This window comes from Streptomyces sp. NPDC034043 (assembly GCF_055575675.1).
The window spans coordinates 23,787-41,509 of sequence record NZ_JBVISF010000020.1; the positions used below are offsets into that span (position 1 = coordinate 23,787).

Annotated in this window: 14 protein-coding genes and 1 pseudogene; 5 read left to right on the top strand and 10 right to left on the bottom strand. The window is 74.0% G+C overall.

The annotated features are described in order from the left end of the window. Nucleotides 1-234 precede the first annotated feature (234 nt). A complete protein-coding gene (locus ACZ51S_RS31440; protein WP_468888804.1) occupies nt 235-741 on the bottom strand; it encodes a pyridoxamine 5'-phosphate oxidase family protein in 507 nt (168 codons plus the stop codon). After that, a pseudogene (locus ACZ51S_RS31445) lies at nt 727-1,299 on the bottom strand (VOC family protein); the annotation flags it as partial. The gene ACZ51S_RS31440 and the pseudogene ACZ51S_RS31445, both read right to left, overlap by 15 nt. Between ACZ51S_RS31445 and ACZ51S_RS31450 the strand changes: the two are divergent. After that, nucleotides 1,237-4,158: an ATP-binding protein gene (locus ACZ51S_RS31450; RefSeq protein WP_468478387.1), complete on the top strand. Its 2,922-nt coding sequence runs from the start codon at nt 1,237-1,239 to the stop codon at nt 4,156-4,158. The pseudogene ACZ51S_RS31445 and the gene ACZ51S_RS31450 sit on opposite strands and share 63 nt — an antisense overlap. A gap of 61 nt (nt 4,159-4,219) precedes the next feature. Here the strand turns inward: ACZ51S_RS31450 and ACZ51S_RS31455 are convergent, their stop codons facing one another. The 4 genes from ACZ51S_RS31455 to ACZ51S_RS31470 all read right to left on the bottom strand — a co-directional run bounded on the left by ACZ51S_RS31455 (nt 4,220) and on the right by ACZ51S_RS31470 (nt 7,463). Further along, nucleotides 4,220-4,669: an iron chaperone gene (locus tag ACZ51S_RS31455; RefSeq protein WP_468803874.1), complete on the bottom strand. Its 450-nt coding sequence runs from the start codon at nt 4,667-4,669 to the stop codon at nt 4,220-4,222. Nucleotides 4,670-5,212: 543 nt separating this feature from the next. After that, nucleotides 5,213-5,476, bottom strand: coding sequence for a hypothetical protein (locus ACZ51S_RS31460; protein ID WP_468962714.1), 264 nt, complete (start codon nt 5,474-5,476; stop codon nt 5,213-5,215). Between the two features lie 194 nt (nt 5,477-5,670). Then, nucleotides 5,671-6,333: a response regulator gene (locus ACZ51S_RS31465; protein ID WP_468478390.1), complete on the bottom strand. Its 663-nt coding sequence runs from the start codon at nt 6,331-6,333 to the stop codon at nt 5,671-5,673. Next, nucleotides 6,330-7,463 carry a sensor histidine kinase gene (locus tag ACZ51S_RS31470; RefSeq protein ID WP_468478391.1) on the bottom strand — a complete coding sequence of 378 codons (1,134 nt, stop codon included), beginning with the start codon at nt 7,461-7,463 and terminating at the stop codon, nt 6,330-6,332. Before ACZ51S_RS31470 ends, ACZ51S_RS31465 begins: the two co-directional genes overlap by 4 nt. 219 nt (nt 7,464-7,682) lie before the next feature. On the opposite strand from ACZ51S_RS31470, the gene ACZ51S_RS31475 reads away from it, so the two are divergent. The 4 genes from ACZ51S_RS31475 (at nt 7,683) to ACZ51S_RS31490 (ending at nt 12,758) form a co-directional block, all read left to right on the top strand. Beyond that, nucleotides 7,683-8,108: a DUF6223 family protein gene (locus tag ACZ51S_RS31475; protein ID WP_468962716.1), complete on the top strand. Its 426-nt coding sequence runs from the start codon at nt 7,683-7,685 to the stop codon at nt 8,106-8,108. 336 nt (nt 8,109-8,444) lie between these two features. After that, entirely contained in the window at nt 8,445-9,977 is a 1,533-nt protein-coding gene (locus ACZ51S_RS31480) for a serine/threonine-protein kinase (protein ID WP_468962718.1), read from the top strand. Between the two features lie 229 nt (nt 9,978-10,206). Beyond that, a complete protein-coding gene (locus ACZ51S_RS31485) occupies nt 10,207-11,532 on the top strand; it encodes a hypothetical protein (protein ID WP_468478394.1) in 1,326 nt (441 codons plus the stop codon). Next, nucleotides 11,529-12,758: an MFS transporter gene (locus tag ACZ51S_RS31490; protein WP_468962720.1), complete on the top strand. Its 1,230-nt coding sequence runs from the start codon at nt 11,529-11,531 to the stop codon at nt 12,756-12,758. The genes ACZ51S_RS31485 and ACZ51S_RS31490 overlap by 4 nt, the downstream gene beginning before the upstream one ends. Before the next feature lie 300 nt (nt 12,759-13,058). Here ACZ51S_RS31490 and ACZ51S_RS31495 read toward each other — a convergent pair whose 3' ends face one another. Genes ACZ51S_RS31495 through ACZ51S_RS31510 form a run of 4 tightly spaced genes read right to left on the bottom strand, consistent with a single transcriptional unit; the run spans nt 13,059 to nt 17,673 of the window. Next, nucleotides 13,059-13,961 (bottom strand): aminoglycoside phosphotransferase family protein, encoded by a 903-nt coding sequence (locus tag ACZ51S_RS31495; protein ID WP_468478396.1) that lies wholly within the window; start codon nt 13,959-13,961, stop codon nt 13,059-13,061. A 19-nt stretch (nt 13,962-13,980) separates the two neighbouring features. Continuing rightward, nucleotides 13,981-15,276 carry an MFS transporter gene (locus tag ACZ51S_RS31500; RefSeq protein WP_468478397.1) on the bottom strand — a complete coding sequence of 432 codons (1,296 nt, stop codon included), beginning with the start codon at nt 15,274-15,276 and terminating at the stop codon, nt 13,981-13,983. Continuing rightward, the gene (locus tag ACZ51S_RS31505) at nt 15,269-16,453 is read right to left on the bottom strand and encodes an ATP-grasp domain-containing protein (RefSeq protein WP_468478398.1); all 1,185 of its coding nucleotides are present in this window, start codon (nt 16,451-16,453) and stop codon (nt 15,269-15,271) included. The genes ACZ51S_RS31500 and ACZ51S_RS31505 overlap by 8 nt, the downstream gene beginning before the upstream one ends. Then, nucleotides 16,450-17,673, bottom strand: a complete 1,224-nt coding sequence (locus ACZ51S_RS31510; protein WP_468478399.1) for an ATP-grasp domain-containing protein — start codon at nt 17,671-17,673, stop codon at nt 16,450-16,452. The genes ACZ51S_RS31505 and ACZ51S_RS31510 overlap by 4 nt, the downstream gene beginning before the upstream one ends. Nucleotides 17,674-17,723: the final 50 nt, after the last annotated feature.

The window sequence follows — 17,723 nt, forward strand, 5'->3', positions numbered from 1 at the left end:
GTGCGCGGCGAGTAGCCGAACCTCTCGACGTACTCCGCGGTGTACCGAATGCGCCGGGCCAGGAATTCGCCGTCGCGGTCGAGGTCGCGCAGGACCGCTGCCGCGGCGACCGGCCGACTCAGGCGGCTTTCGGCGGCGAGCGCGGCGCGTCTGCGCCGAGTGCCCGGCCGCCCGGCTCGCTGCCACCTTCACCCACCTTGTACCCGCGGCATGAGTACCCGTACTCAGAAACGGTCAGGCGAGCCATCGGCCCTCCCGCATCAGGTCGCGGCCGGCCAGCTCGTTCTCCTCCCGCCACGCCTGGATGCGGTGCGGGGTGATGTGGAACCAGCGGTAGGCGCGGATGAGTGCGCGCGGGTCGAAGCCGGTGCGTTCGGCGAAGCGGTCACCCTCTTCTTTCGGGAGGGCATCGATGGCGTGGACCTCGACGGTGCCGTCGATCATCGTGACGTCGCGGGTGGGGCCGAGCGCGAGGCGGACGGTCCTGGCGGCGGCCAGGTTCCTGCCGGTCGGGCTGTCCGCCGGGGTGGCCACCCGCAGCGCCCGGCCGTCCCAGTCGAAGGAGAGCGGCACCAGGTACGGCGCCCCGTCGGCGGAGGCGGTGGCCACCCAGACGTCGACGTCGTGGGCGAGCCGGTGTTCGGTGTCGAGACGGCGCTGGGCGCGGGAGCGAGCGGTGGTGGCCGGCTGGTCGTGCCGGTCCTGGAGGAGGCCGAGGACGTTGCCGTCGGGGTCGGCGATCGTGGCCACCAGGCGGCCGCCGCCGACATCGTGCGCGGGCTCGGTCACGGTCGCGCCCGCCGCGACCGCCGCGGCCAGCGTCGCCTCGATGTCCGGGACGTGCCAGTACGCCACCGGCGAGGTCATCGCCTGCGGTCCGCCGCCCGGCACCAGCCCGATGTGCTGTCCCGCGGCCTCGAAGCCGACGTAGTACGGGGCGTCGTGGCGCGGGGGCACGCCGAGCAGGGCCGCGTACACCGCCTTGGCCCGGTCCAGATCGGACACCGGGTGGAGCACGGTCTTGATCCCCGGGGTGGACGAGCCGGACATGGGCGCTCCTGAAGTCATGTCGAAGTCGTGTCGAAGCCGTGTGCCGTCACAGCGTCCCGTCCGGCACGGCCGGGCCGCATCCGTGGTGACCACGGAGACGATCACGGAGATGGCTGGAGACTGCCGGGGGGGCCGGGGGCGCTCATGGAACAGGAGCGCGAACGAGCGTGCGACAGAATGGCGCCCATGGCACAGGCAGTGGATGTCTCGCCCCGCGAGAGGGAGGTGCTGGAGCTGGTCGGAGACCATCTCAGCAACGCCGAGATCGGAGCACGGCTGTACATCTCGGTACGTACGGTGGAAACCCATGTCTCCTCCCTGCTCCGTAAGTTGGAGGTGCCGGACCGGCGGGCGCTGGCCCGCCGCGCGTCCGAACGGTCGCGCGCCGAGGGCTCGCGTTCCGGCCGTTCGCGGCCTGCACCCGCGCTGCCGACGCGGCTGACCCCGTTCATCGGCCGGGCGACCGAGCGGGCGGCCCTGACCGCGATGCTGGGGGAGCACCGGCAGGTGACCGCCGTCGGCCCCGGCGGGGTCGGCAAGACCCGGCTCGCGCTGGCGGTGGCCTCGGACGCGGCCGACGCGTTCGCCGACGGGGTGTGGTTCGTCGACCTGGTCCCCGTCACCGACCCCGCCATGATCGCAACCGCGGTCGCCGAAGCCCTCGGTCTCGGCGAGCAACCGGACCAGGACATGGCCGGGTCCGTGACCGCCGCGCTCGCCGGCCGTCACGCCCTGCTGGTGCTGGACAACTGCGAGCAGGTCGTCGACGGGGCCGCACTGTTCCTCGAACGCCTGCTGGCCGCCTGTCCACGGGTGCGGGTACTGGTGACCAGCCGGTCCCGGCTGATGGTGCCGTTCGAGCGGGTGTACCCCGTCCCGCCGCTGTCGCTGTCCCCGTCGGCCCGGCCCCCGTCGGCCCCGTCGCCCCCGTCCTCGTCGTCCCCGTCCCTGGCCGCGGCCGGCGACGGCAGGTCGGACGCGGTCGCGCTGTTCACGGACAGGGCGACCGCGATGGGCCGGCCGCTGGACCCCTCCCTGCACGATCAGATCGCCGAAATCTGCACACGGCTGGACGGCATGGCGCTGGCGATCGAGCTGGCCGCCGCCCGTTACCCCACGCTCGGTCTGGACGGCATCACCGCCGCCCTGGCCCACCCGCTGCGCATGCTCACCGGAGGCTCCCGGGCGGAGGACCGGCACCGCTCCGTACGGGCCGCGCTGGACTGGAGCCACAACCTGCTGGACCCGGCCGACCGGGCACTGCTGCGCCGGGTGTCGGTGTTCGTGACACCGTTCACCGCCCGGGCGGCGGCACCGGTCGCCGCACTCGACGGGGCGACCGCCGCCGACGGGCTGGCCCGTCTCGCCGAGCAGAGTCTGCTCGCCGTCACACTCTCCCCGGACGGCACCCGCTACCGCGCGCTGGAAACGCTGCGCCAGTACGGCGCCGACCGCCTCACCGAGGCCGGTGAACTCGACGACACCCGGGTCCGGCACCTGCACTGGTGCCTCGACCGGAGCGCCGACCTCCAGGTGCCGGGAGCTGACTGGCGGGCCCGGTTCGACCGGGTGGCCGACGAGCTGCGCGCCGCCCTCGCGTGGGCGGAGAGCCGGCCGGAGCAGCGTGCCGACGCCCACCGCCTCGCCCGCGGCACGGCCGAGCTGGCCTTCACCCGCCATCTGATCGGGGAATCCCAGCAGCGCTACGAGCAGGCCGCCGCCCTCGCCGTCACCCCGGCCGACACGGCGTCGATGCTCCGGCACGCCGCGGCCGTCGCCGCATGCCGCCTGCACGGTGACGACATGTACCGCCTCCACCGCGCGGCCGCGGACGTCGCACGCCGAGAGGGCGACACCGCCGCGGCCGCCCGCGACCTGGCGGCCGCCGTCAGCAACGCGTACCGGTTCTCCAGCAAGTTCGTACGCACCCTCCCGCCGCAGGAAGCCGACGCGCTGATCACCGAGGCGCGGGAACTGGCCGGCGCCGACCCCTCGGCCCGTGCCGCGGTCGCACTGGCCGAGGCCGGACGCGCCCTCACCCACGCGATCGGCGGCGCGGAGAGCACGGACGGCACGGGTGACGCTCGCCCCGAAGCGGCGCGCTCAGCCGGCGGCTCCGGCGGTACGACCGCCCAGGAGGCGATCGCCTCCGCCGAACGAGCGGTCGGACTCGCCCGCCTCGCGGGGGATCCGCTCGCGGAGCCCGCCGCCCTCGACACCCTAACCGGCGCGTTGAGCTGGGCCGGGGACGCCTTCGCCGCGGCGGCGACGGCACGGCGCCGGGTCGAGCTGGTCTCGTCCGCGCCCGACGGCCCGGCCGGCACCCACGAGCTGATCGAGGCGCTCGGCGAGGCCGCCGAAGCCGCCCTCGGCGTGGGGGACCTGCCGGGCGCCCGCCAGTGGGCGCGGCGACTGGCGGAACACCCGCAGCTCGCCGAGGTCGGCCACCGCGCCACGGGCCGGCTCCTCGTCGCCGCCGCACTGGCGGGCGATGCCGAGGAGGCACTCACCGTGGGCCTCCGCTTCCGCGACGCCTGGCAGCGGGCGGGCAGCCCCGTGCGGGCGGTACTCGGTCCGCCCGCGGCAGCGATGGCGACGGTCCACGGGCTGCGCGACGACAAGGAAGCCCACCGCGACTGGCGTGCGCTGCTCGCACAGGTCGACCCCTCGCCGTGGAACACCTGCGGGTACGGGGCGGTCTTCGACGCGGTCCTGATGCTCCACCAGGGGCGGCCCCGGGCAGCGCTGGAACGCACGGCCCCCGAACCCGCGCAGGTACGGCGGTGGACCACCTGGATCTGGCTCCACTGGTACGTGGCGCTGCGCGCCGAGGCCTCCGTGCTCGCGGCCGCTCCCGACGCCGCCGCCCGCGTGGTGGAAGCCCGGACCGCGGTGGCCGGCAACCCCGTCGCCACGGCCCTCGTGGAGCGCGCGGCGGCCCTGCTCGACGGCGACGGGGAGCGGCTGATCGCCGCTGCGGGCGCGTTCGACGCCGCCGGCTGCCGCTACCAGTCGGCGCGCACCCTGATCCTCGCGGGCGGTGAGCACGGCGCCCGCGGCGCGCGTGCACTCGCCGGCCTCGGCCTCGCCCCGATGACCCTCCGGTAGCCGTGCCGCGACGCGACGGCCGTGCCGCGCCGCGGTCCTCGGCGGGGACCTCGGCGCGGCCTCAGACCGCCCGCCGCACGAGCTCGGCGATCCGCGCCTCCACCTCGGGCGTCACCTCGGTCAACGCGAAACCGGCCGCCCACATGGGGCCCTCGTCCAGCTTCGCCAGGTCGCTGAAACCGAGCGTCGCGTAGCGCGCCTTGAACTTCTCCGCGCTCTGGAAGAAGCAGATGACCTTGCCGTCCAGCGCGTAGGCGGGCATCCCGTACCAGAGCTTCGGGGCGAGGGCCGGGGCGTTGGCGGTGACGACGGCGTGGACGCGTTCGGCCATGACGCGGTCCGCGTCCTGCATCTCGGCGATCTTCGCCAGCACGTCCCGCTCGGCCTCCGCCGCCTTCTCCGCAGCGGAAGCACGGCGTGCCGCCTTCTTCTGCTCCAGGGCGTGCGCCTTCATCGCGGCCCGCTCATCCGCGGTGAAACCCTCGTACGTGCTGCCGGCGGTGCCCGCCATGGTCGCTCCTTCAATCGCTGGTCGTGATCCGCCCGGCCTTCCGGCTCGATCACCGTGCTCACAGACTGCCGTCTCCGGGGTGCGTACCACCTCCGTGCCGACCACGGAGAGCACCACGGATACGGGCTCGGTACCGGGAGGGCCTGGACCGTGGGTGAGCAGGGCGGCCTCGAGCCCGGGACCGTCGGCGCCGCCCGTCTGGGACCCTGGTAGCCCTGTTGGACCCGGCGGCCACGTCCCCGCAGGCGAGCTGGCGCACACCGGGAGCAACGCGGCCGCGGCCTGAACCCTCGGGCTCACCGGCACCGTCCTCTCGCTCGGAGCAGCCCTGAGAGCCGGAACCGGGCGTCACCGACGGCGAAGCAACACCTGACGACCACCGAGTGCGTCGGCTCCGGCTGCGCCGGCGTGTCACCGCTCCGCCTCGGCACGTCGGATCAGGCCCAGTCGGTCAGGTCGTAGACGGCGTCGCACAGTGGGTCCTGGGCGTCGTGGACGCGGTGCGCTGCCAGGGTGGTGGGCTCCTCCGGCCGGAGGAGGGGATCAGTTTGGTGGCGGCCACCGGCCGACGGTGCGGGGGGGGGTGCCGGTGTCGTCGCGTACGGCCAGGCCGATGCCGATGGTGTGGTTGTCGTGGGCGAGGTAGACGCGGACGGTGTCGGGCCGGTGGTGGCGCAGGGCGCCGGTGTACCACCAGGTGCCGTGCTCGCGGCCGTGCCGGGTCGGGAGGTCCACGGTTACGGCCGGTCCGGCGGAGTCGACGAGGCGGACCCGGATGGTGTCCGGGTCCGGGTCCGGGCGGAGCATCGCGCGGATGCGCCAGTCGGTGCCGGGCAGGGGTACGCCGATGAACCTGCGCAGGGTCAGCAGGGCGGCTCACAGTAGATGCCGGGTCACGGGCGGTGGAGAGTTGTTGATCAACGTGGCCGGTTGTCGTCCGGGCATGCCCGGAACCCGAGCGGCCACGGCTGGTCGGGGCACCGGCGCGTCCGCCGCGGATGTCAGCGGTTGCGCGGGGTTACCAGGCCGGATTCGTAGGCGAGGACCACGAGCTGGGCGCGGTCGCGGGCGTGGAGCTTGCTCATGGCCCGGTTGATGTGGGTCTTCGCGGTCAGGGGGCTGATCGTCATGCCGTCCGCGATCTCGTCGTTGGACAGGCCCTGTGCGGCCAGTGCGACGGCTTCACGTTCGCGGCCGGTCAGTTCTTCCAGCGCCGGCCCCGTGGTGGTGGGGAGCCGCCGGCTGACGTACTGGTCGATGAGCCTGCGGGTGATCGAGGGCGCGAGCAGGGCGTCGCCGCGCGCGGCGACGCGTACGGCGTGCAGGAAGTCCTCCGGCTCGATGTCCTTGACGAGGAATCCGGCGGCGCCGGCGCGCAGGGCGTCGTAGACGTATTCGTCGAGTCCGTAGTTGCTGAGGATGACGACGTGTACGCCGGCCAGGGCCGGGTCGGCCGCGATGCGCCGGGTCGTCTCGATGCCGTCCATGACCGGCATCTGGATGTCGATGAGCGCGATGTCGGGCATGTGCTCCTTGATGAGCTCCAGCCCTTCGTCGCCGTTGGCGGCCTCGGCCACGACGTCGATGTCGTGCTCCAGGTCGAGGAGGGCGCGGAATCCGCTGCGGATGAGCGGTTGGTCGTCGACCAGCAGGACCCGGATCACGAGGTGCGCTCCACGGGGAGTTCGGCCTGCACAGTGAAGCCGCCCTCGCCTCGCGGTGCGGCCCGCAGGCGGCCTCCGAGGGCGGTGACGCGTTCGCGCATCCCGAGCAGTCCGATGCCGGGTACCGGGGCGGCGGCCGGTGTGGCCCTGCCGTTGTCGTCGACCTGGAGGACGACGGTGTCCGGGCGGTAGTCGATGCGGACCGATGCCGTGGTGGCGTCGGCGTGGCGGGCGATGTTGGTGAGGGACTCCTGGACGATCCGGTAGACGGTCCGGCCCACCGCGGCCGGTACGTCGTGCCGTTGTCCCTCGATCGTCAGCGTGGTCCGCAGACCCGTCCCGCCGGCCCGTTCCACCAGGCTGGGGATGTGGTCGAGGCCGGGCGGCGGGGTGGTGTCGTCGTCGCGGAGGGCCTCCAGGGTGGCGCGGAGCTCGCGGGACGCCTCACGGCCGGCCTCCCGGATGGCGAGGAGGGCCTCGGGGACCTCTTCGCCGCGCTTGCGGGCGACGTGGACGGCGGCTTCGGACTGCACCTTGATGACCGAGATCTGGTGGGTGAGGGAATCGTGCAGCTCGCGCGCGATGTGCAGCCGCTCCTCGTCGGCCCGGCGGCGCGCGGTCTCCTCGCGGGTGCGTTCGGCTTCGTCGGCTCGCTGCTCGGCCTGCCGAAGCGCCTCGCCGGCCGCGCCGGCCGCGACCAGCCAGGCGATTTCGAGGGCGCCCCGGGCCTGCGCGAACGCCTCGCCCGTGTCGTGCAGGCCGGAGGCCAGGGCCGCGAGGGGGAGCGCGGCCAGCACGGCGACGCTCGCCGCCACCGTGACGGTGCGGTGTCCCGCGCGCATGGCCGCGTACACGGCGAAGAGGAAGGCGACGGCGGCCACGTCGAACCCTGCCGCCTGGTAGCCCACGGCGCAGGTTCCGGTGACGGCGAGGACGGCAACCGGGGCCCGCCGTCCGGCGGCGAGGGCCAGGCCGCCCACCGCCAGCAGCACGTATCCGAGGAGGTCGAGGCCCGTGGCGGAATGCGGCCCGGACACCCCGGTGACCAGCAGTGCCGCCGCAACGCCGACGGCGATCAGCCAGTCCCTGACACCGGCACGCACACAGAACCCCGACCATCCTTTGCTCATGCGCGCAATCTAGCCGGACGCTCCGGCGGGCGGATCCCGCTCGCGAACGAGCGGCCGGCTACCGCGCACGCAGTACTTTCGCGGCGCCTGCCGCATCTGCGGCAGTGCGAAGTGCCTGCGTCCGCGGGACGACCGGGGGTGGGTCCGGGCGACATGCTCGGACGACGTCCAGCCGGAGGAAGACCCGTTGGAACCCGCAGGAAAGCAAGGAGCACCCTCATGTCCGCTATTTCCGTTCGTCGCCTGCCGGCCGCTGCCGCCGCCCTGCTCGCAGTCCTCGTACTCGCCGCACCGGCGGCGGCGCACGACCTGGCCCGGTCCGCCGGCGTCGAGGCGTTCGCCCTGACCAGCGCACGGTTCTGGGCCAGCGCGGCCGCGCTGCTGGGGCTGACCGCCACGGTATTCGGCGGGCTCGCGCGGGCCCGCTCCGTTCGTCCTGCCGGCAGCTGCGGGAGAGGGAAGGCCGTCGTGGCGGTGGTGGCGGGGCCGGTCGCGTTGGCCGGCGGCGCGCTGAACCTGGCCGTCGCCGACGGTGGTCCGGGCACCGGCAACGGGGTGGTGGCCGGCGCCCTGGCCCTGCTGCTGGGGCTGACGGCCACGGTCCTCGGCGCACTGGCCCTGTCCCGCTCCCGCCGCGCCTGCTGACCGTCGCCTGGTGACCGGGTGGCGGACACCTCGTACGCGCGGACGCGGTCGCCCGCAGCCGGGGCGTGTCGAGGGTGAAGTGACGTGGCGGGCCGATCACCTCGGGGTCGGTCCGGAAGGCCAGGGCTTCCAGGATCATCAGGGCGCCGGGCGCGGCGTGGCGGGTGATCGAGGCGAGGGCCGCGGCGATGTCGGGGTCGGTGTGGAGGTTGGAGGGGGCGAGCCGAAGCTGATGACCGCCTCAAGTCCGGTGCGTCGACCGCGTGGTGAGGGTGTGACGGGCCTTCGGGCGGTCCGCCGTTAGCGGGGCCGGGTGCGTTGGGTTAGGTTCCGGGCGTGACTCACGATCGCGGAGGGCTGCTGGGCGGCCGGTACCGGCTGGCCGAACCGCTCGGCCAGGGCGGCATGGGGACCGTCTGGCGGGCCCATGACGAGCAACTCGACCGCGAGGTCGCCCTCAAGGAGCTGCGGCTGCCCGACGACCTCGACGCCTCCGGGCGCAAGGCCTGGATCGACCGCCTCGACCGCGAGGCGCGGGCGGCCGCCAAGCTGAAACACCCGGGGGTCATCACCGTCCACGACCGGATAGCCGGCGATGACGGCCGCCCGTGGATCGTGATGGAACTCGTCCACGGCCGGTCCCTGGACGATCTGGTCAAGGAGGACGGCCCGCTTCCGCCGGCCCGGGTGGCGGAGATCGGTCTGCAGGTCCTGGACGCGCTGCGCGCCGTGCACGCCACGGGTGTCACGCACCGGGACATCAAACCCGCCAACGTGCTGCTCGAAGGCGACCGGGTGGTGCTGACCGACTTCGGGATCGCCGCCGTGGAAGGCGAGGCCGGCCTGACCCGGTCGGGGGCCCTCATGGGGACCCCCGTCTACATGTCCCCCGAGCAGGTGCGCGGGCTTCCGGCGACCGCCGCGTCCGACCTGTGGTCACTGGGCGCGACGTTGTTCACCGCGGTGGAGGGACACCCGCCGTTCAGCGGCTCCGGTTCCTGGGCCGTCTTCGTCGCCATCGCCACCGAGGAGCCGGCCACCGCCGTGCGTGCCGAGGAGCTCGGGCCCGTGCTGGCGGGCCTGCTCCGCAAGGACCCGGCGCGGCGCCTCACCGTCGACGAGGCGTACGACCTGCTCGCCGGGCCGGCGGGCGGAGCCGGGCCGTCCGGGCCGGAACCCGTGCCGGCATCCGCGCACACGCTGCGGCTGGGTGCGTCACCGGACGCCGGTCCCGGGGCGGAGCCGCTGGTCCCGCCGGCGTCCGGCCCCGCCCGCCGCGTCCGGTGGAGGTACGTGCCGGGGCTGACGGTGGTGTTCGTGGCGGCCGTGCTGGCGATGCCCTGGTGGCTACCGGCGTCCGGGTCCGGTGACGACGGTCGCGGCCGCGCGGCCGGTTCCACGACGCCCGCCCCGCAGTCCGCGTCCCCGTCCACGTCCTCCTCCCCGTCCTCGTATCCTCCTCCCGTCTCGCCCACGCCCGCCGCCTCGCCCAGTCCGAGCCCCACTCCCACGCCCGAGCCGACGCCCGAGCCCGCGCACACCCCCCTCGACCGGCAGGCCGTCGAGCGCGTCTTCGCGGTCTACATGAACGGCCTGGCCGACCAGGACATGACCTCGCTGCGCCGGGGCACCTGCCCGCGGCTGCGCTCGACGCTGCTCGGATTCGCCCTCAACGGCTATTACGTGGACCGCTGGGAACTCCAGCCGTACGAGATCCCGCCGGGCCGGGACGAGCTCAGCGTGGAAGCGAGGATCACCCGGCGGGACCCCGTGACCGGGAAGCTCGCGGGCGACGTCCTCAATCAGTGGATCATCGAGCGGGACGTGGACCAGCAGTACTACGTGTGCGGCTGGCTCAACGAGGAGTGAACGGCCACCTCTGGCGGCCGGCGTGCTTCCTGCCCGGAGTCGGGTCGAGACCAGGGCCTCGCACGCGGCGGCCGGCTCCCTCCCCTCGGGCCCGCCTCAGGCTTGCCAAAATAGGCAATGAAGCTTGCCGTTATTGACAAGCTGCTTTCCGGGCTGGGTTAATGAGGCGCCATACCGTTGCCCGAATTGGCAACTTCGGGCGTGGCTCAGAGCACGAGGAAGGCAGCGCATGGAGAACGCAAGCCCCCACCGGATCCTGATCGTGGGCCTCGACCGCTACGGCATGCGGGCATGCGTCCGCCTCGGCCTGGAGGTCACCGTCGTCTGTGGCGCGGCCGCCTGGGACCAGGGGCACATCGCGATACCGGACGAGGTCACGGTCATCCGCGTCGACGACCACACCAGCGCCGAGGCCGTGCTCATGGCGCTCGCCCGCGCCGGGCTGACCTCCGGGTCCTTCGACGCCGTGTACACCACCACCGAGGACTCCCTGGTGATGGTCGGTCTGCTGGCCGCCCACCTCGGTCTGCCGGCCGTGCCGCCCGATGTCGCCGTGCGCTTCCGGGACAAGGCGGTGCAGAAGCGGGAGATCAGGGCGGCGGGCCTGGCCACGGCGGAGACCGTGGTCGTCGACGATGTCCACGACGTCGCCGGGATCAGCCGGCTCCCCTCGGACCGGGCCGTACTGAAGCCGGTCGCGGGAGCGGCCACCGAGCGGACGACCGTCGTGTCCTCGGTGGCGGAACTGCGCGGCCGCAGCGAGGAGTACCGGCGGCAGGGCACCGCGCAGCGCACCTTCGTCCTGGAGGAGTTCGTCCGGGGTGAGGAATGGATAGCCGACGGCGTGGTGTTCGAGGGCGAGCTGCTGTTCTGCGCCCTCGGCCGGTACGGCGACCCCTGCCTGACCGCCGTCGACAGCGGACGCCCGCTCAACTTCCGCCACTTCGACCCCGCCGAGGAGGCCTGGGCCTACGACCGGGCCCTTCCCGTGGTGTCGGCCTCGCTCGCGGCGCTGGGCCTGCGGGACGGGATGTTCCACATGGAGCTCTTCCACGACCCCGAAACCGGTGCCCTCACCTTCGGCGAGTGCGCCGCGCGCCGGGGCGGCGCACTGGTTCAGGAGGTCGTGCACGCGAAGTTCAACGTCGACCTGGCCGCGTGCGCCATCCAGGTCGCGCTCGGACGGCGTCCCGAGATCGACGTCAAGATCCGCCCGGGAGCCATCGGCGGCGCCTACCTGACTGCCGGTGCGGGGCTGCTGCTCGACTGTCCCTCGGCGGACCAGGTCATGGCGCGGCCCGGGGTGGAGTTCGTCCGGATCGAGCGGCCCGTCGGCGCGCACACCCCGGCCGTCTCCGGGACGAACCACCGGATCGGCCAGTTCATGGTGGCGGCGGACACCCCCGAGGAGCTGCAGCGGCGGTTCGCCAAGGTGTGGGACTGGTTCGGGCCGCAGGTGAGGATCGTCCCGGACGGGCTCACACCGCGCGAACTGCGCGCGCTGCAGCCCGCGCTGCGCCCCGGCGTCCGCTTCGGGGACGCGCTGTGGCGGTGACGGCTACCGTGCCCGGCAGCGGCCTGCGCAGGCTGCTCCCCGCGTCGCCGGCGCAGCGCGTCCTGACCTTCGCCACCTTCGCCAACAGCTTCGGCGGCGGGATGTTCACCACGGCGAGCGCGCTGTACTTCACGCGCGTCGTGGGGCTGCCGGCCGGGCAGGTCGCCATCGGCCTGTTCGGCGGGGCGATGGCGGGCCTGATCGCCGGGGTCCTGGTCGGACGGCTGGCGGACCAGTGGGGACCCAAACGGGTCCACGTCACGGTCATGCTCTGCGGCGGGGCGGTGATCTCCTGCTTCACCCTGATCGGTTCCTTCTGGTCCTTCCTGGCGGTCTCCCTGGTCGCGGGGATGATCATTCCCGCGGACGTGGCCAGTAAGGCGCCGCTCATCCGCGGGGTGGCCGACGGGAACCCCACCGTGATCATCGGGTACCTGCGGTCGGTGACGAACCTGGCCCTCGCGCTCGGCTCGGTCGCCGCCGGCTTCGCGATCCAGATCGACAGCCGGCCCGCGTACCTGGCCCTGGTGGTCTGCCGGGCCGTGGCGTACGTGAGCTGCGGCCTCATCCTGTTGCGGCTGCCGAGGATCGCGGCCGGCGCCGGGAAGCGGGAACGGGGCTGGGCCGCGCTGCGCGACCGCACCTACCTCAGCGCCACGCTCGCCAACGCGGTGCTGTCGCTGAACTACGCCGTGTCCGGGTTCCTGCTGCCGCTGTGGATCGTCGCGCACACGAGCGCGCCCCGGTGGGTGGTCTCGGCGGTCCTGGTGCTCAACATGGCCTTCGTGGTGCTGCTCCAGGTCAAGGTCAGCCGCGGGGTGCACGACGTGCGCGCGGCCGGTCAGCGCATGGCGTGGGCCGGCGTGGCCTTCGCCGCCGGGCTCACGCTCATGGCTCTGGCCGACGGGCCCTCCCGCTGGACGGCGACGGGGCTGCTCATGGGCGGCATGGCCGTCTTCGCCCTCGGCGAGCTCTGGTACGCGGCCGCCTCGACCCAGTACTGCTTCGGGCTCGCGCCCGCCCACCTGCAGGGGCAGTACGCCGGGGTGTTCGGGCTGGGCAGCGGGGCCGTGCAGGCGGTCGCCCCGGCGGTGATGAGCCTGTTGCCGCTCGGAATGGGGCTGCCGGGCTGGCTGGTGCTCGGCGGGCTCCTGCTGTGCGTCGGCCTGGGCAGCGGGCCGCTGGTGGCCCGGGCGGGCAGGAGCGGGCCGGCGGCATCGGCCTGAACGGCCGCCCGCGGGGCGGGGTGGACGAACGACGCGACGGGCGCGACGGGAGCAGCGCGACGGGAGCAGCGCGACGGGAGCAGCGCGACGGGAGCAGCGCGACGGGAGCAGCGCGACGGGAGCAGCGCGACGGGAGCCGGGCCGGAGGAAGGACCTCCGGCCCGGCTTCCGCGTGGGACGCCGCCTGCCGCGGGCCGCCCCTCGCGGGCCGGGCAACGGCCCGCGCCCGCACGCCGGATCCCCGCCGCCGGACCGCCCGGAGGGCCGGCCGGCGGCGGGGACCGCGGGCGGAGGGGGACGTCAGGAGCGGTGGTGGTCGGCGATGGCCTCGGCCGCCGCGCGGTGGCCGGTGCGTGCCAGGACGGGGTTGAGGCCGCCGCGGTAGTAGTGCTCCGCGGTGAGCCCGAAGCGCAGGGCCCAGCCCCGCCCCCGGGCCCACGTGGCGTCGTCCACGCCGGCCGCCTCGCGGAAGGCGTCCCGGGTCTCGGCGGTCAGCAGGGTCCAGGCCGCCATCAGATCGCACGCGGGGTCACCGACGCCCACGAGCCCGAAGTCGATGACGGCCGCGAGCCGGCCCCGGCGGCCCAGCAGGTTTCCCGGCAGCAGGTCGCCGTGCAGCCATACGGGGGCGCCCCGCCACCCCGGTGCCCGTACGGCCGCCTCCCAGGCGGCGGTCGCCGCCCCGGCGTCGTGCGTGCCGTCGGCGCCGAGGTCCCGGATCGCCGCCCGGACCTCGTCGTCGGCGGTGTCCACCGGACCGCCGCGGAACGAGCGCGGTGCCCCGGCGGTGCCGACGCGGTGGAGCGCCGCGAGGAAGCGGCCCAGCGCGGCGGCCGCGTCCTGGAGTCCGCTTCCGGTGAGGGGCCGGTCGTAGAGGTTCTCGCCGTCGAGCCAGCGGTACACCGACCAGGCGAACCCGTACCCCTCCCCCGGTGCCCCGTGCCCCAGCGGCTCGGGCACCTCCAGGGGCAGGTGCGGGGCGAGGTGCGGCAGCCACCGCTGCTCGGCGGCGACCTGCCCCGCGGCATCGGGCATGCGGGGGAGCCGTACGGTCATGTCCTCGCCCAGCCGGTACATGGCGTGGTCGGTACCGGCCGAGGTCACCTTCCGTACGGGCAGTCCCGCCCACTGCGGGAACTGCGCCGCGATGAGCCGCTCGACGAGCGACTCGTCGATCCCGGCCCCGTCGGCACGCTTCGTCACACCGTCACCTCGACTTCCCTCAGGCCGACGCCGGTTCCGGCGCCGTCTCCGGCATCCTCGTACAGGCCACGACGAACAGCACCCACCCGGCGAGTGAGGCCACCGCGAAGACCAGCAGCGAGTTCCACAGGCCCAGCCGCTCGCCCATGACGCCCCCGAGGAACGCGCCGAGGGGGAACGGCCCGTACGTGAGCATCCGGTACGCGGCGGTCGCCCGGCCCAGGACGTCCGAGGGGATCACCGTCTGGCGGAACGCCACGACGTGGACGTTGTAGATGGTCAGGCCGAATCCGTAGACGGCGAACGTCAGCGTCGCCAGCGCGAAGTTCCAGCCGGCGCCGGCCCCGGTCGGCAGCAGCAGCACCGGCGCGACGGACGAGGCGCTGCTGGCCAGGATCAGGACCCTGGGGAAGCCGAACCGGTTGCCGGCCCGCTTGGCCACCGCCGCGCCGGCGAGGGAGGCGACGCTGCCGAAGGCGAGGACGAAGCCGACCCCGCCGGCGTCCATGTGGAGTTCCCTGACCGCGTAGACCAGGAAGAGGGTGAGGATCGCCTGTTCGCACATGTTGAACCAGCCGGCCCGCAGGCTCAGCGTGCGCAGGATCCGGTTGCGCCACAGCAGACCGAAGCTGGTGACGATGTCGGCCAGGCGCGGCCGGTCGGCCGCCTCCGGGTCGCGTGCCGGTTCCCGGTGCCGGATCAGGAGCATCGCCACGAACGCCGCCAGGTAGGCGACGACGTTGGCCAGGATCGCGAACCACGCGCCCAGCACCTTGATCAGCAGGCCGCCGAAGCCGGAACCGCCGATCTGGGCGACGGCGTACGAGCCCTGGAGCTTGCTGTTGGCGTCCACGAGGTGCTGCTGCGGCACGAGCGCCGGAAGGTACGCGAGGTAGCCGACGTCGAACACGGCGGTTCCGGAGCCCACCACGAACGCGACGGCGCACAGCGCCGGGACGCTCAGGCCGTCGGTGAGGTAGAGCACCGGCACCACGGCCAGGGCCAGGGCCCGCACCGCGTTGGCCACCAGGATGATCAGCCGCCGGTCGAACATGTCGATCACGAGGCCGGCGAACGGGGTCACGCACAGCGCGGGCAGGAACTGCATCGCCGTCACGAGGCCGACCTCCGCCGCGCTGCCTCCCAGGGCGCCCAGCACCAGCAGCGGGAGCGCCAGCTGGGTCACCTGGGAGCCGAGCGCGGCGACGGTCTCCCCCGACCAGAGCTTGAGGAAGTCGTGGTTGTGCCACAGGCCCCGGCCGGGCCGGCCGGGGCCGGCCGGGGCGCTCGCCGTCCGGCCCCGGGGGCTATTCACCGCGGTACTCCTCGGCTCCGTCGCCGAGGGCGGCCAGCGCCGCCGCGGTCTCCTCGCGGGTGCCGGCGAGGATCGCGTATCCCAGCCGGTCCTCGGGGCCGCGCGGTACCCGGGCCACCGTCCCCTCGCCCGCGAAGTAGCGCAGTTCCCGCAGGGTGTCCACGAGCGGCGGCAGGGCGGCGGTCTCCCAGGTCACGGGGTGGCGGAAGGGCGTCCTGCCGTCGCCGACGAAGAACCGGATGGCGGAGCGTTCGGCGGCCGGTGTCCCTTGGGTCGTGCGCTCGCCCACCACCGCCGCGAGTTCGGCGGTGTTCAGGTTCCAGCCGGTGGCCAGCTCGACGAGCCGCGGGATCTGGCCGCCGGCCGGGCGCCCGGCGATCTCCATCAGGACGGGGCCCTCGTCGGTCATGCGGAACTCCGCGTGGGAGACGCCCGCCTCCATGCCGAGGGCGTCGAGCGCGCGGACCGTCGCCTGGGACAGCAGCTCGCGCTCCGTGTCCGAGACCGCCGCCGGGGAGACGTGGGCGACCTCGACGCAGTACGGCGGCCGGGTCAGGTACTTGTCGGTGATCGCGAGGACCTGGGTGTCACCGGGTGCCCAGGTCACCGCCTCGACGCTGTACTCCTTGCCGGTGACGTAGCGGTCCACGGCGACCCGCCCGCTCGCGGCCAGCTCGGCGGCGGCGTGGAAGGCCTCGGCGAGTCCGTCCGGACCGTCGACGACCTGGACGCCGCCGCTGCCGCCGTAGTCCGTCGGCTTGACCACGACCGGGAAGCGGTCGCCGGCGAGGGACACGCACTCCTCCACGGTGCGGGCCACGCCGAGCTGCGGCGAGGGGAGGCCCCGCTCCCGCAGCCGTCCGTGCATGACGCCCTTGTCGCGGAAGTGGCCCGCGGGCATCCGCGGCGCCGGTACGCCGAGCTTGCGGGCGACCTCCCGGGCGATGTCGGTGGACAGCTCCTCCCAGCAGAGGATCGCGTCCCACGCGAACCCGGCCGAGCTCGCCGCTTCGAGCATGGAGTCGACGGAGAAGCGGTCGCCCGCGCGCCACCAGTCGCACTGGTTGACGGGGACCCGGTGCGGCAGGTCGATGATCCCGACGAAGTGGCCCGCGTCGCGCAGCGACTTGAGGCCGAACTCCTTGTTGTCGCCGAGTCCGGCGATCAGCACCCTCATCGTGCTTCCGCCTTCCCGCCGAACACGGCGAAGCCCTGCTCCAGCTGCCGGAAGGCGGACTCGACCGAGCAGCGCAGCAGGCCCGCGGCGTCGAGCTCCTTCACCCAGCGCTTGCCCGCCTCCACGTCGCCGACGGTGGTGACCAGCTGCATGCGGTCGGTGTTGACGAAGCAGCGGTTGGTGGGCTTGCGCGCGGTCACCCGCATGACGTCGGCGCCCTCGGGGTGCTCGGGCACCTCGACGCCGGGAATCTCGGCCGACGGCAGCTCGATCGCCACCGCGCGGGTGCGCGCCCCGGGCAGCGGCTCGCCGAGCGCGGCCGCGGTGAACACCGCGTGCGGGTCGGTGCCGCTGCCGGTGGCGCCCAGGTCGGAGAGGCCGCCGAGGCGCGGGTTGATCTCGAGCACGACGATGTCGTCCTCGACGACCGCGAAGTCGATCTGCCACGGGCCGTACGGGGCGAAGTTGTCCTGGATGTCGGTGAGGAATGCCTCCAGACGCGCCGCGGCGCGCTCGGGGAGGGCGTACGGGGTGACCCGTGCCCGCTTCGAGGGGTCGAGCCCCGCGTCCAGCGGGCCCATGGAGACGACCGGCCAGCGCATCAGTTCGCCGTCCGCGCTGATCAGCTCGATGCCGGTCTCCTCACCGACCTTGAACGCCTGCACGATCGCGGGGAACGCCAGGCCGCCTTCGAGTACCGCGTCGAGTTCCTCGGCGGAGGCCGCGAAGAAGCGGCCGTCGCCCGCCTGGGCCTGGGCTTCCTTGATCACCAGCGGGAAGCCCAGCTTCCGGGCGGCGCCGGCGACCTCGGAGGCGTCCGCGCAGACCGCTCCCGCCGGGACCGGCCAGCCGCGCTCCACACCGGTCTCGTGCAGCTTGACCTTGTCGCAGGCCACCTCCGCGAACTCGGCGGAGTGGGCGACGAACCGGCCGTCCCAGCGCGCGGCGGCCCGGCCGTAGACGATGGGCAGCTGCTCCTGGCCGTGGGCGTACGGGTTGGCGATGGCCACGTCGGGGCGCTCGGCGTCCAGTACGCGGACCACGTCGTCCGCGTCCCAGTCCAGGTTCAGCGGCTTGACCTCGACGCCGGTGGCGTCGAACTCGAGGGCCGGGTCGAACTCGACGGCCGAGTACACGACGAAGTCGGTGTAGCCGCGGTCGCGCAGGACCGGCAGGAACCTGGCGATCTTGTACTCGCCGAAGATCAGGGCCTTCTTCATGGGTGTGTCTCCATCTGTGCGGAAGGGGGGAGCGGTTGGGGGAGGGGAGC